The following is a 12,890-nucleotide window of genomic DNA, read 5'->3' as shown; positions in this document are numbered from 1 at the left end:
CTCTCACTTGAAGCGCTTGCGGTAGAGGGTGTCGACCCAGACGGCGACCACCAGCACGATGCCGACCACGATGTTCTGGTAGGGAGTGTCGACCCGCATCAGCACCATGCCCGACTGCAGGCTCTGCATGACGAGGGCGCCGAGCATGGCGCCGGCCACGGTGCCCGCGCCGCCGGCCAGCGAGGTGCCGCCGATCACCGCCGCGGCGATGACGTAGAGCTCATCCAACGTGCCCTGCGCGTTGGTCGCCGAATTCAGCCGGGCGGTGGAAATGGCGGCGCCGATGGCGGCGAGGGCGCCCATCAGCGCGAACACCATCAGCGTCACCCGCTTGGTGTTGATGCCGGCCAGCTCGGCCGCCTCCGGATTGCCGCCGATGGCGAACACGTAGCGGCCGAAGCGGGTGCGGGTGGTGACGAAGGTCATGATCACGCCGATGGCGAGCGCGACCAGCACCGGCACCGCGAAGCCGAAGGAGATGGCGAGACCCTCCGGCGGCACGGTCAGGCCGTTGGCCTCGGCGTAGCGGCGGGCGAGCGCGGCGGGCAGCGTGTAGGCATTGACCACCAGCGTGGCGGCGATCACCGCGAGGCAGCCGGCGCCGGCGGTGACCAGCTCGGCCCAGACCGGCTTCAGCGGGAAGCGGAAGCGCTGGCGCTGGCGGCGGGCCTGCACGGTGGCGAGCACGATGACGATGCAGGCCATTGCCGCCACCACCCAGCTCCAGAAGGCGCCGATCGAGCCGTCGGCACCGCCGCCGAGCAGCTTGAAGTGGTCGTCGACGAGCGGGATGGTCTTGCCTTCCGCCACCGCCCAGGCGGCGCCGCGCCACACCAGCAGGCCACCGAGGGTGACGATGAAGGCGGGCACGCCGAGATAGGCGATGACGAAGCCGTGCAGCGTGCCGATCAGCGCGCCGATGGCGACGCCGGAGACGAGGGTGAGCACCACCACGGCCGGGTGGTTGAAGCCGAAGGTCGGCATCAGCGTGCTGGCCTGGAACACCGCCATGATCATGCCGGTGACGCCGAGGATCGAACCCACCGACAGATCGATGTGGCGCATCACGATGACGAGGACCATGCCGGTCGACATCACCGCGATGGAGGCGGTCTGGACCGAGAGGTTCCAGAGATTGCGCGGGGTCAGGAACGTGCCGTCGGCGAGGAAGTCGAAGACGATCCAGATGACGGCCAGCGCGCCGACCATGCCGAGGAAGCGCACGTCGAGCTCCAGCGCGCCGATGAGCGACGGCGCGGGCGCCTGCGGCGGCGAGGCCGGGCGCGCGGGAGCGGGTGCGATGGTGGAATGGCTCGTGGACTGGCTCATGGGGCGTACTCCTCAGCCGACCCGTTGACGGGCGGGCGGCGGGGCGCAAACCTCGCCGCCCTGTTGAACGGTGCTCAGTCGCAGGCCTTCACGGTGCCGGCCTTCACGCCCTGGCACACGGTGGCCTTCGGCACCCAGCCGGCCTCGATGATCACGCCGAGATTGTCCTTGGTGATCGGGATCGGCTTCAGGAAGGTGGAGTTCATCGGCACCTTCTTCGGGCCGCCGGTGAAGGTGGCGGTGCCGGCGACCTTGGCGGGCTCGGTGCCCTTGGCGAGGTCGAGGGCGATCTCCGCGGCGCGCTTGCCGAGCTCGCGGCTGTCCTTCCACACCGACACGGTCTGGGTGCCGAGCGCGACGCGGTTCAGCGCGGCGAAATCGGCGTCCTGGCCGGAGACCGGCACCGTGCCGGCGAGGCCCTGGGCGGCGAGCGCGGCCACGGCGCCGCCGGCGGTGCCGTCATTGGAGGCGACGACGGCGTCGACCTTGTTGTTGTTGGCGGTCAGCATCTGCTCGGTGTTGCGCTGGGCGTTGGCCGGCAGCCACGAGTCGGTATAGGCCTCGCCGACATTCTTGATGTCGCCCTTGTCGATGGCGGGCTTCAGCACTTCCATCTGGCCGGAGAACAGGAAGTCGGCGTTCGGGTCGGAGGCCGAGCCCTTGATGAAGAGGTAGTTGCCCTTCGGCTTGATCTTCTGCACCTCGGCGGCCTGCAGGCGACCCACCTCCTTGTTATCGAAGGTGATGTAGTAGGCGTAGGGGTTCTCGATCAGCCGGTCGTAGCCGACGACCGGGATGCCCTCGCTCTGCGCCTTGGTGATGGCCGGGGCGATGGCGTCGGAATCCTGCGCGAGGATGATCAGCACATTGGCGCCCTGCGCGATCAGCGCCTCGACGTCGGAGAGCTGCTTGGAGGCGGAGGACTGCGCGTCCGCCGAGATGTACTTGGCGCCGGCGGCGGCGAGCGCCTTCTTGATCGCCGCCTCGTCGGTCTTCCAGCGCTCTTCCTGGAAGTTCGACCAGGAGACGCCGACGACGGTGTCGGCGGCGCGGGCGGCGCCGGTCGCGACGAGCATCGCGAAGGCCGCCACGGTGACGGTAAGCTTGGACTTCATGCGTTCCTCCCAAAAGGATGCGTGGTGATCGGTGCAGGGACCTCAGCTGAGGGGCGGGCCGTCGGCGGCCTCTTTTTGATGTTCGAACCTCAAACTAGATGACGGGTTTTACCCTCCTCTGCAATCAGGCGTCGACTTTGCACAGGTTGAAGGCCTTCGTCGAGCCTTCATCGCCCCATGGCTGAACAATTCCACCACGAGTTTTTACCTCTTGTCTAATTGGTGGACATCTCATTCATGAGTTGCGCACGTCAGATTTTGAGGGCAACCTTTCGCCATGTCGAGAGTTTCCTCACGCATCACCCTTCAGGACGTCGCCCGCGAGGCCGGCGTGTCGCTGGCGACCGCCGACCGCGTGCTGAACGGGCGCGCCGGCGTGCGCGGTGTCACGGCCGAACGGGTGCGCGACGTTGTCGCCCGGCTCGGCTACCGGCCGAACGCCGCGGCGGCGCGGCTGGCGCGGGGGGAGACCTACCGCTTCTGCTTCGTGCTGCCCTCGGGGCCGAACGTCTTCATGCGCCAGCTCGCCGAGCAGGTGACCAACACCGCCGAATGGCTGTCGACCCACAATGCCTTCATCGACCTCACGCGCGTCGACGTCTTCGCCCCGGAAGAGCTGGCCTCGGCGCTGGAAGGGCTGATCGGCCGCTATGACGGCGTGGCGGTGGTGGCGCTCGATCATCCGCGGGTGCGCTCGGCCATCGACGATCTCACCGCCGCCGGCACGGTGGTGGTGACGCTGGTGTCGGACGTGCCGTCCTCGCATCGCCGCCATTATGTCGGTGTCGACAACATTGCCGCCGGCCGCACCGCGGGCACGCTGATCGGTCGTTTCTCCGGTGGCCGGCAGGGCTCGGTCGGACTGATCGTCGGCACGCCGGCGCTGCGTGACCATGCCGAGCGGCAATTCGGCTTCACCCAGGTGCTGTCCGGCGAATACCCGGCGCTGAAGCTGCTGGCGGTGCAGGAGAGCCTCGACGAGGACGCCCGGACGCAGGCGATCGTCGAGCAGATGCTGCGCGACGTGCCCGATTTGGTCGGGATCTACAATGTCGGGGCCGGCAATAGCGGCATCGCCGCCGCGCTGGCAGCGGCGGGGCAGGCCGGCGAGCTGATCTTCGTCGGCCACGACCTCACCGACGACACCCGCCGCTTCCTGCTGCGCGGGGTGATGGACGCGGTGATCAACCAGGATGCCGGCCACCAGTCGCGCTCGGCGGCGCGGGTGCTGCTCGCCCATTGCTCGGGCGAGCCGCTGTTCGACGAGCAGGAGCGCATCCGCATCGACATCTTCGTGCGGGATAATCTGCCGTGATACGCCAACGCGCTAATGCGGTGTGGAATCACGGTGAATGAAAGGAAGTGAGGCATGTTTGTCGGCCTCGATATAGGCACGTCCGCCATCAAGGCGGTGCTCGTCGACGAGAACCAGGCGGTGCTGGCCACTGCCGAAGTGCCGCTGTCGGTGTCCCGGCCGCAGCCCGGGCATAGCGAGCAGAACCCGGAAGACTGGTGGCAGGCGACGCTCGCCAGCCTCGACCAGCTCAAGGCGGCGCGGCCGGCGGAACTGGCGGCGGTGAAGGGTATCGGCCTGTCCGGCCAGATGCACGGCGCGGTGCTGCTCGACGCCTCCGGCACGGTGCTGCGGCCGGCGATCCTGTGGAACGACGGCCGCTCGGCCGCCGAGTGTGTGGAGCTTGAGGCCGCCTTTCCGAGCCTGCATCAGGTGACCGGCAATCTCGCTTTTCCCGGCTTCACCGCGCCGAAACTGATCTGGGTGCGCAAGCACGAGCCGGACATCTTCGCCCGCACCGCCAAGGTGCTGCTGCCCAAGGCCTATGTCGGCTACCGCCTGACCGGCGAGATGGTCGAGGAGATGTCCGACGCCTCCGGCACGCTGTGGCTCGACGTCGGCAAGCGCGACTGGTCGGACGCGGCGCTGGCCGCTACCGGCCTCGACCGCTCGCACATGCCGCGCCTTGTCGAGGGCAGCGAAGTGGCGGCCCGCATCAAGCCGGAGCTTGCTGCCCGCTGGGGCATGGCGACGCCGCCGGTGCTGGCGGGCGGGGCGGGCGACAACGCCGCCGGCGCCGTCGGCCTCGGCGCCATCCATGCCGGCGACGCCTTCGTCTCGCTCGGCACTTCCGGCGTGCTGTGGGCGACCACCGACCGCTTCGCGCCGAACCCGCAGTCGAGCGTGCACGCCTTCTGCCACGCCATTCCCGCCACCTGGCACCAGATGGGGGTGATCCTCTCGGCCGCCTCGGCGCTCGGCTGGTGGGCGCAGAGCGAGGGCATCTCGCCCGGCGACCTCCTGAAGCCGCTCGGCGACGCGCCGGTCGCGCCGTCGCGGGCGGTGTTCCTGCCTTACCTTTCCGGCGAGCGCACGCCGCACAACGACACCACCATTCGCGGCGCCTTCATCGGGCTCGACCACGAGACCACGCGCGAAGGGCTCACCCAAGCCGTGCTCGAAGGCGTCGCCTTCGCCTTCAAGGACTGCCTCGACGCGCTGAACGCCGCCGGCACCACGCTGGCCAGCGCCGACATCATCGGCGGCGGCTCGCGCTCGCGCTACTGGACCGCGGTCATCGCCAACGTGCTCGGCCTGCCGATCAACCGCATCGAGGATGGCGAGCGGGGCGGGGCGTTCGGCGCCGCCCGGCTGGCGCGCATGGCGGCGACCGGCGAGAGCCCGACCGCCATCTGCCTGCCGCCGCGCCGCATCGAGACCATCGCGCCGACCCCGGCGCTTCAACAAGCCTATGCGGAAAAGCATGCCCGCTACCGCGCGCTGTACCCCGCATTGAAGGGAGTGATGTCATGAATGCCCCCGCTCGTTTCTTCGAGCCGACCGCGCCGCTGGCCTATGAGGGGCCGGAGAGCCGGAACCCCTTCGCCTTCCGCTGGTACGACAAGGACCGGGTGGTGCTGGGCAAGCGGATGGAAGACCATCTGCGCTTCGCGGTGGCGTACTGGCACAGCTTCACCTGGCCGGGCGGCGATCCCTTCGGCGGCGAGACCTTCCTGCGCCCGTGGATGCACGGCGCCGACGAGATGGACCTCGCCCGCGCCAAGGCGGACGTCGCCTTCGAGCTGTTCCGCATTCTCGACGTGCCGTATTTCGCCTTCCACGACCGCGACATCGCTCCCGAGGGCAAGAGCCTGAAGGAATCGAACGCCAATGTCCGCGCCATCGCCGACATCTTCGCCAAGAAGATGGAGACGTCGAAGGTGAAGCTCTTGTGGGGCACGGCGAACCTGTTCTCCAACCGCCGCTTCATGGCGGGCGCCGCCACCAACCCGGATCCGGACGTGTTCGCCTATGCCGCCGCGCAGGTGAAGAACGTGCTGGAGGTCACCCATGAGCTCGGCGGCGAGAACTATGTGCTGTGGGGCGGCCGCGAGGGCTACGAGACCCTGCTCAACACGGATCTCAAGAGCGAGCTCGACCAGATGGGCCGCTTCCTCAACCTGGTGGTCGAGCACAAGCACAAGATCGGCTTCAAGGGCACCATCCTGATCGAGCCGAAGCCGCAGGAGCCGACCAAGCACCAGTACGACTTCGACGTCGGCACGGTGTACGGCCTGCTCTGCCGCGCCGGCCTCGAGAAGGAGGTGAAGCTCAACCTCGAGGCCAACCACGCCACGCTGGCCGGCCACAGCTTCGAGCACGAGATCGCCATGGCGGCGGCGCTCGGCGTGTTCGGCTCGATCGACATGAACAAGGGCGACGCGCAGTCCGGCTGGGACACCGACCAGTTCCCGACCAATGTCGAGGACACCGCGCTCGCCATGTACGAGATCCTGAAGGCGGGCGGCTACACCACCGGCGGTACCAATTTCGACGCCAAGATCCGCCGCCAGTCGATCGACCCGGAGGACCTCGTCCTCGCCCATGCGTCGGCGATGGACGTGTGCGCCCGCGCTTTGCTGATCGCCGCCGACATGGTGGAGGACGGCGCGCTTCAGCGGGCGGTATCCGAGCGCTATGCCGGCTGGCAGTCGCCGGCGGCGAAGGCGATGCTCGCCCCCGGTTCCTCGCTCGACGCCATCGCGGCGCGGGTGGAGGCCGACGCGCTCGACCCGCAGCCGCGTTCCGGCCGGCAGGAGCGGCTGGAGGCGCTGGCGGTCAGCTATCTGCGCTGAGACGGTTCCTTCCGTGCCCGGCCGCGCCCGGGCACGTAAAGGGAGCGCGTCCTCTCTCCCGCGAGGACGCGCTCCCTTTTTTCTTTGCCGCCGCCCGGCCGCCGCCCGCGACATCGCGGCGCGGGCGAGCCCAACAGGGTGGTAGGAACGCCGGAAGATCTCGGCGCGCTGGCGGCCGTCTGCCGGGCCGCAGCGGCCGCCCAGTTGGCGGCGGACGAACATGAGACAAACCCATTGAAAAATGAGGAAATCTCAGGGTCTCAGCTGCTACGTTTTTGATCTTCCAAGCCTTGAAATTAACCACTCGTCATTGACTTGTGGTGAATAAATCCCTTCGATCGGTATCCGGGAGCGACCGTGACTCGTGCCGATGTCCCGCCCTTCAGAGGCGTGGCGATCTGAGGAGGGATAAGTATGCGTTGGAGCATTCTGGGCGCGCTGGCCATGACAGCCGCCCTTGCCGGTGGAGCCGCCAGCGAGGCGCAGGCACAGGCGCGGCCGCCCGCGGGCCTTAACAGCATACTGCTCGACGTGCAGGAGGAGCCCGGCCGGGTGCCCTCGCCGGACGAGGAGCAGCTCGATCCGACCTTCCGCCGGCAGCCGGTGTATTTCCGCACCAACGAGCCCGCCGGCACCATCATCATCCATACCGATGAGCGCTTCCTCTATCTGGTGCTCGGCGACAACCGGGCGATGCGCTACGGCATCGGCGTCGGCCGCGACGGCTTCCAGTGGTCGGGTCTGCAGAAGATCTCCCGCAAGGCCGAGTGGCCGGACTGGACGCCGCCGCCGGAAATGATCCAGCGCCAGCCCTATCTGCCGCGCTTCATGGCCGGCGGCCCCGGCAACCCGATGGGCGCGGCGGCGCTGTATCTCGGCCAGACCGTCTATCGCATCCACGGCACCAACCAGCCGCAGACCATCGGCTACGCCGTCTCCTCCGGCTGCTTCCGGCTGGTGAACAGCGACGTGCACGACCTGTTCACCCGCGTGCCGGTCGGCACCAAGGTCATCATCCGGCAGACGCCGGCTCTCTGAACAAGGCGACATGCGGCAGCGGCCGCAGGGGGAACGCATGAAACATCTGGGAATGGCGCTGGCGGCTGCCGGCGTCCTGTTCGCGACCGGGTTCGCGCAGGCCGACACGCTCGCCGACGTCAAGGCGCGCGGCACGCTGAAATGTGGCGTCAATCAGGGGCTCGCCGGCTTCTCGGCGAAGGGCGCGGACGGCACGTGGAGCGGCTTCGACGTCGACCTGTGCAAGGGCATCGCCGCCGCCATCTTCAACGATCCCGCCAAGGTCGAGTATGTCCCGCTCTCGGCGGAGGCGCGCTTTCCCGCTCTCTCCAAGGGCGAGGTCGATGTCCTCGTGCGCAACTCCACCTGGACCCTGTCGCGCGAGGCGGGGCTGAAGCTGCTGTTCGCCGGCGTGTCCTATTATGACGGCCAGGGCTTCATGATCCCGGCGGCGGCGAACAAGACCAGCGCGCTGGAGCTCGACGGCTCCAAGGTCTGCGTCCAGAGCGGCACCACGAGCGCGCTCAACGCGCAGGACTATTTCCAGCAGAACAACATGAAGCTGGAGCTGATCCAGCAGCCGGGCGTCGACGAGCTGGTCAAGGCCTATGACGAGGGCAAGTGCGACGTGCTGACGACCGACGTGTCCCAGCTCTACGCGCTGCGCCTCAAGCTCGCCAAGCCGGCCGACAGCATCGTGCTGCCCGACGTCATCTCCAAGGAGCCGCTCGGCCCGGTGGTGCGCCAGGGCGACGACGTGTGGCTGAACGTGGTGAAGTGGAGCTTCTACGCGCTGGTCAATGCCGAGGAGCTCGGCATCGGCACCACCACCCTCGACAAGGCGCTGGCCTCGCAGAAGCCGGACGTGAAGCGCTTCGTCGGCGCCGACGGCACTTATGGCGAGGATCTCGGCCTCTCCAAGGACTGGGCGGTGCGGATCGTGAAGGCGGTCGGCAATTACGGCGAGGTGTTCGAGCGCAATGTCGGCACCGGTTCCAAGCTCGGCATTCCCCGCGGCATCAACCAGCTGTGGAGCCAGGGCGGCATCCAGTACGCGCCGCCGATCCGCTGACCTCGACGGCAGCGCCAACGAACGGAGCCGGCTCCCCGAGAGGGTGAGCCGGTTTTTTATTGGTCATCGGAAATCGGAACAAAACACGCGTTCACCCGTTTATCCGAATGCTGACGAATTTGTTCAGGCTGCATTCATGCGTGACAAGTAAAGTTCGTAGCAGGAATGGCATAGCAGGAGTAATCCGATGATAAAGAAGATTTCTTTCGCAGTTGCGGCGATCGCCGCCTTTGCCAGCGCCGGCATTGTTCCCGCTGCGGCCGTGCCATGGAACCCGAGTGGCCTACAGGCCCCGGCTCAGCAAATCGAGCAGGTGCAATACCAGCCGCGCCCACGTCCCAATATGGGGGCGCGTCCCGGCGTCGGCCCCCGGCCGAATTACCAGTCGCGCCATTACGCTGGGTCGTCGCGCGGTTACTACAACCGGGGTGGTCGCCACTACTACAATGGCCATCGCGGCTATAATTACTACCGGCCCGGTTATCGTAGCTACAATGGCTGGTGGTACCCTGCCGCCGCCTTCGCCACCGGCGCGCTGATCGGCGGCGCCATTGCCGCACAGCCGAGCTATAGCGGCGGCGGCAACGGACATGTGCAGTGGTGCGCGAGCCAGTACCGCTCCTACCGGGCCTCGGACAACACGTTCCAGCCCTATAACGGGCCGCGCCAGCAGTGCGTCTCGCCCTACTGACACCGTCCTGCATTCGAAAAGCGAAAGCCCGGCCTCGGCCGGGCTTTCGTGCTTTTGGGCTGGCTTGACGGCGGCGCGCCGAGCGGGCCTATCGGAGATGTCCGATTTTCCGGCTGAAATCTCCGATGAAGGTGCGTCCATGACCGAACTGACCCTCGCTGCCGCCCAGACCATCGTCGCCACGGCGCTCGACCATTGCCGCAAGGGCAATTTCAAGCCGATGTCCGTCGTCGTGCTCGATGCGCGCGGGGCGTTGAAGGCGGCGGCGTCGGAGGACGGCACCAGCCTGAAGCGGGCCGGGGTGGCGCATGGCAAGGCCTATGGCGCGCTTTCGCTCGGCCTCGGCTCGCGCACGCTGTTCAAGCGCGCCAAGGAGCAGCCCTACTTCATCGCCTCGGTGACTCATGTGGCTGATGGTGCGCTGGTGCCGGTGCCCGGCGGCGTGCTGATCCGCGATGCGGCCGGCGCGCTGGTCGGCGTCGTCGGCATTTCCGGCGATACCTCGGACAATGACGAGGCGGCGGCGTTGGCCGGCATCGCGGCGGCCGGTCTCGTCGGCGATCCCGGCGAGGATTGATCCTCGCCGTTCAGGCAGGGGGCGCCGTCGCCGGGAGGACTTGCTCGTCGGGATCGGGTCGTCAGGATTTGGCGACGGCGTCGAAGGCCTGCAGCCGGGCGATAAGCGCCGGCATATTGTCGATCTGGATCATGTTGGGGCCGTCCGACGGCGCGTGATCGGGATCCTCATGGGTCTCGATGAACACCCCGGCGACGCCGATGGCGACCGCGGCGCGGGCTAGCGTCTCGACATATTCGCGCTGGCCGCCGGAGGAGCCGCCCTGGCCGCCGGGCTGCTGCACCGAATGGGTGGCGTCGAAGATCACCGGCGCGCCGAGATCAGCCATGATCGGCAGCGAGCGCATGTCGGAGACCAGGGTGTTGTAGCCGAAGCTGGTGCCGCGCTCGCACAGCAGCGTGTTCGGGTTGCCGCTCTCGGCGATCTTGGCCAGCACGTTGCGCATGTCCCAGGGGGCGAGGAACTGGCCCTTCTTTACATTGATCGCCCGTCCGGTCTTCGCCGCGGCGATCAGCAGGTCGGTCTGGCGCGAGAGGAAGGCGGGGATCTGCAGCACGTCCACCACCGGCGCGACCTGGGCGCATTGCTCCTCGGTGTGGACGTCGGTGAGCACCGGGAAACCGAATTGCTGCTTCAGCTCGGCAAAGATCTCCATCGCCTTTTCCAGGCCAATGCCGCGCTTGCCGGACAGCGAGGTGCGGTTCGCCTTGTCGAAGGACGACTTGTAGACGAAGCGGATGCCCGCCCGGTCGCAGATCTCGGTCAGCCGCTCGGCCATCATGAAGGCGTGGTCGCGGCCCTCCATCTGGCAGGGGCCGGCGATCAGCGCCAGCGGCGCCTTGTTGGCGAAGGTGACCTGCCGGTCGCCGGAGCCGACCTGAATGGTGGCGTTGGTGGTCGGTTCGATGCTCACGTCGTGAACTCCTGGCCTTGCGGCGATAGTGGCCGGCGGCGCTTTTCGTCCCGCAGCCGTCAGGCGGATGCGGCCAGCATGTGGCGCGCGCGTTCGAGGTCTTCCGGCGTGTCGACGCCAAGCGGCACCGAGGCGACGATCTCGACATCGATGCGCATGCCGGCCTCCAGCGCCCGCAGCTGTTCCAGCTTCTCGCGCTGCTCCAGCGGGGACGGGGGCAGCGCCACGAAGCGTTCCAGCGCCGCGCGCTTATAGGCGTAGAGCCCGATATGGTGATAGAGCGGCCCGTCGCCATGGGGGGCGGTGGCGCGGGTGAAGTACAGCGCGCGCAGGCGGCTGTCCGACAGGGGCGAGCCGACCACCTTCACCACGTTCGGATTGGTGCGCTCTTCCTCGCGGACGATCTCGACGCACAGCGTGGCGATGTCGACGCGGGCGTCTTCGAGCGGGGCGAGGGCGGCGCGCACCGTGTCCGGCTCGATGGTCGGCAGGTCGCCCTGCACGTTCACCACGTAGCGCGCGCGGGCCTGCGGGTCGACGCGCTCCAGCGCCTCGAAGATGCGGTCGGAGCCGGAGGGATGCTCGACCTTGGTCATCACCGCCTCGAAGCCGGCGGCGGTGACGGCGGCGAAGGTGTCTGCATGGTCGACGGCGACGACGACGCGGCCGATATCGGCCTCCGCCGCCCGGCGGGCGACCTGCACGATCATCGGCGCCCCAGCAATGTCGGCGAGCGGCTTGCCCGGCAGGCGGGTGGAGGCCATCCGCGCCGGAATGAGCACCAGCGTCTCGCTCTTCATGCGACGCCTGCGCGCAGGAGGTCGTGGATGTGGATGATGCCCTGCGGGCGGCGCCGGGAGTCCACCACGAAGGCGACGGTGATTTTCTCCGACTGCATGAGCAGCAGGACCCGTGCCGCCAGCATCGCCTCGTCCACCACGCGGGGACGCTTCGACATCACCGTCTCGACCGATTGCTGCAGCAGGTCGGGCGCCATGTGACGGCGCAGGTCGCCATCGGTGATGACGCCGACAAGGGCGCCGGAAGCGTCGACGATGCCGATCACGCCGAAGCCCTTGCTGGACATCACCAGCAGCGCTTCGCTCATCCGCGTGCCGGTGGGGATGATCGGCATCTCCTCGCCGATGTGAGCGATTTCGCCGACCGGGCGCAGCTGCGAGCCGAGCTTGCCGCCGGGATGGAAGACGCCGAAATCCTGCGGGGTGAAGCCACGATGTTCCAGCAGCGCGATGGCGAGTGCATCGCCGACGAGCAGCTGGAGCAGCGTCGAGGTGGTCGGCGCGAGGCCGTGCGGGCAGGCTTCCGCGACCTGCGGCAGGCATAACATCACATTGGCGTTGCGGCCGAGCGCGCTGTCCTCGCGTGAGGTGAGGGCGATGAGCGGAATGTCGAAGCGCTTGGCATAGGCCAGCACATTGGCGAGCTCGGCGGTCTCGCCGGACCAGGACAGCAGCAGCAGCGTATCGTCGGCGGCGATCATGCCGAGATCGCCATGGCTCGCCTCGGTCGGGTGCACGAAGAAGGCCGGCGTGCCGGTGGAGGCCATGGTGGCGGCGATCTTGCGGCCGATATGCCCGCTCTTGCCGACGCCGGAGATGATCAGCCGGCCCTTGCGGCCCGCCACCAGTTCCACCGCGGCGTCGAAGGCGGCGCGCAGGGACTCGTCGCCGCGCGCGAGGTCGGTGAGGGCCTCGACCGCCTCGGAAGCCTTTTGCAGGGTGCGCCGCAACGAGGCGACGCCGGGGCTGTCGGTCCGTTCGGCCGGAAGGGTCCTGTTCAGCATCGACTCACCATGAGGCGTTTCACGGTCATCCCGTCTTCCTATCCGATTTGCGCGGCCGGCGCACGGCGGGCCGGCGGGAGGACGGTGTCCGCGCCGCGGCCGCTCAATAGCCGTGTTTGCCGCTCTTGTCTCGTTTGCGTGTCTTGCCCAGCCATGCGGGCGGGAATGCGGCACGGCGCTTGCGGGGGACGAAGGCCGTTCCGCCTTAAATCGATCACACGAA

Annotated in this window: 12 protein-coding genes; 7 read left to right on the top strand and 5 right to left on the bottom strand. The window is 68.0% G+C overall.

Annotated elements, in window-relative coordinates:
* Positions 1–3: 3 nt before the first annotated feature.
* Positions 4–1,329: a sugar ABC transporter permease gene (locus LGR54_RS12745; protein ID WP_230362335.1), complete on the bottom strand. Its 1,326-nt coding sequence runs from the start codon at positions 1,327–1,329 to the stop codon at positions 4–6.
* A gap of 74 nt (positions 1,330–1,403) precedes the next feature.
* The gene (xylF, locus tag LGR54_RS12740) at positions 1,404–2,444 is read right to left on the bottom strand and encodes a D-xylose ABC transporter substrate-binding protein (protein WP_370638196.1); all 1,041 of its coding nucleotides are present in this window, start codon (positions 2,442–2,444) and stop codon (positions 1,404–1,406) included.
* A 277-nt stretch (positions 2,445–2,721) separates the two neighbouring features.
* On the opposite strand from xylF, the gene LGR54_RS12735 reads away from it, so the two are divergent.
* The 7 genes from LGR54_RS12735 to LGR54_RS12705 all read left to right on the top strand — a co-directional run bounded on the left by LGR54_RS12735 (position 2,722) and on the right by LGR54_RS12705 (position 9,950).
* A complete protein-coding gene (locus LGR54_RS12735; protein WP_230362334.1) occupies positions 2,722–3,759 on the top strand; it encodes a LacI family DNA-binding transcriptional regulator in 1,038 nt (345 codons plus the stop codon).
* 54 nt (positions 3,760–3,813) lie between these two features.
* Positions 3,814–5,271: a xylulokinase gene (gene xylB, locus LGR54_RS12730; RefSeq protein WP_230362333.1), complete on the top strand. Its 1,458-nt coding sequence runs from the start codon at positions 3,814–3,816 to the stop codon at positions 5,269–5,271.
* The gene (xylA, locus tag LGR54_RS12725; protein ID WP_230362332.1) at positions 5,268–6,593 is read left to right on the top strand and encodes a xylose isomerase; all 1,326 of its coding nucleotides are present in this window, start codon (positions 5,268–5,270) and stop codon (positions 6,591–6,593) included. The genes xylB and xylA overlap by 4 nt, the downstream gene beginning before the upstream one ends.
* A 414-nt stretch (positions 6,594–7,007) precedes the next feature.
* Positions 7,008–7,631 carry a L,D-transpeptidase gene (locus LGR54_RS12720; RefSeq protein WP_230362331.1) on the top strand — a complete coding sequence of 208 codons (624 nt, stop codon included), beginning with the start codon at positions 7,008–7,010 and terminating at the stop codon, positions 7,629–7,631.
* Between the two features lie 37 nt (positions 7,632–7,668).
* A complete protein-coding gene (locus LGR54_RS12715) occupies positions 7,669–8,682 on the top strand; it encodes an amino acid ABC transporter substrate-binding protein (RefSeq protein WP_230362330.1) in 1,014 nt (337 codons plus the stop codon).
* 187 nt (positions 8,683–8,869) lie between these two features.
* On the top strand, positions 8,870–9,373 hold the full coding sequence (locus LGR54_RS12710; RefSeq protein ID WP_230362329.1) for a BA14K family protein: 504 nt from the start codon (positions 8,870–8,872) through the stop codon (positions 9,371–9,373).
* Positions 9,374–9,512: 139 nt separating this feature from the next.
* Complete coding sequence (locus tag LGR54_RS12705) at positions 9,513–9,950, top strand: heme-binding protein (protein WP_230362328.1); 438 nt, start codon at positions 9,513–9,515, stop codon at positions 9,948–9,950.
* A gap of 61 nt (positions 9,951–10,011) precedes the next feature.
* Here LGR54_RS12705 and kdsA read toward each other — a convergent pair whose 3' ends face one another.
* From kdsA to LGR54_RS12690, 3 genes are all read right to left on the bottom strand, one after another.
* Complete coding sequence (kdsA, locus tag LGR54_RS12700) at positions 10,012–10,857, bottom strand: 3-deoxy-8-phosphooctulonate synthase (RefSeq protein WP_230362502.1); 846 nt, start codon at positions 10,855–10,857, stop codon at positions 10,012–10,014.
* A gap of 65 nt (positions 10,858–10,922) precedes the next feature.
* A complete protein-coding gene (locus LGR54_RS12695; protein WP_230362327.1) occupies positions 10,923–11,663 on the bottom strand; it encodes a 3-deoxy-manno-octulosonate cytidylyltransferase in 741 nt (246 codons plus the stop codon).
* Positions 11,660–12,667, bottom strand: coding sequence for an SIS domain-containing protein (locus LGR54_RS12690; RefSeq protein ID WP_230362326.1), 1,008 nt, complete (start codon positions 12,665–12,667; stop codon positions 11,660–11,662). Before LGR54_RS12690 ends, LGR54_RS12695 begins: the two co-directional genes overlap by 4 nt.
* Positions 12,668–12,890 lie beyond the last annotated feature (223 nt).

Source organism: Ancylobacter sp. Lp-2 (assembly GCF_020523795.1).
Taxonomy (GTDB): domain Bacteria; phylum Pseudomonadota; class Alphaproteobacteria; order Rhizobiales; family Xanthobacteraceae; genus Ancylobacter.
This window is presented reverse-complemented; position numbering and strand designations above follow the sequence as displayed.

Excerpts from the sequence above, each read along its gene's own strand:
- LGR54_RS12745 (WP_230362335.1), bottom strand. The coding sequence starts at position 1,329 with ATGAGCCAGTCCACGAGCCATTCCACCATCGCACCCGCTCCCGCGCGC.
- xylF (WP_370638196.1), bottom strand. The coding sequence starts at position 2,444 with ATGAAGTCCAAGCTTACCGTCACCGTGGCGGCCTTCGCGATGCTCGTC.
- LGR54_RS12735 (WP_230362334.1), top strand. The coding sequence starts at position 2,722 with ATGTCGAGAGTTTCCTCACGCATCACCCTTCAGGACGTCGCCCGCGAG.
- xylB (WP_230362333.1), top strand. The coding sequence starts at position 3,814 with ATGTTTGTCGGCCTCGATATAGGCACGTCCGCCATCAAGGCGGTGCTC.
- xylA (WP_230362332.1), top strand. The coding sequence starts at position 5,268 with ATGAATGCCCCCGCTCGTTTCTTCGAGCCGACCGCGCCGCTGGCCTAT.
- LGR54_RS12720 (WP_230362331.1), top strand. The coding sequence starts at position 7,008 with ATGCGTTGGAGCATTCTGGGCGCGCTGGCCATGACAGCCGCCCTTGCC.
- LGR54_RS12715 (WP_230362330.1), top strand. The coding sequence starts at position 7,669 with ATGAAACATCTGGGAATGGCGCTGGCGGCTGCCGGCGTCCTGTTCGCG.
- LGR54_RS12710 (WP_230362329.1), top strand. The coding sequence starts at position 8,870 with ATGATAAAGAAGATTTCTTTCGCAGTTGCGGCGATCGCCGCCTTTGCC.
- LGR54_RS12705 (WP_230362328.1), top strand. The coding sequence starts at position 9,513 with ATGACCGAACTGACCCTCGCTGCCGCCCAGACCATCGTCGCCACGGCG.
- LGR54_RS12695 (WP_230362327.1), bottom strand. The coding sequence starts at position 11,663 with ATGAAGAGCGAGACGCTGGTGCTCATTCCGGCGCGGATGGCCTCCACC.
- LGR54_RS12690 (WP_230362326.1), bottom strand. The coding sequence starts at position 12,667 with ATGCTGAACAGGACCCTTCCGGCCGAACGGACCGACAGCCCCGGCGTC.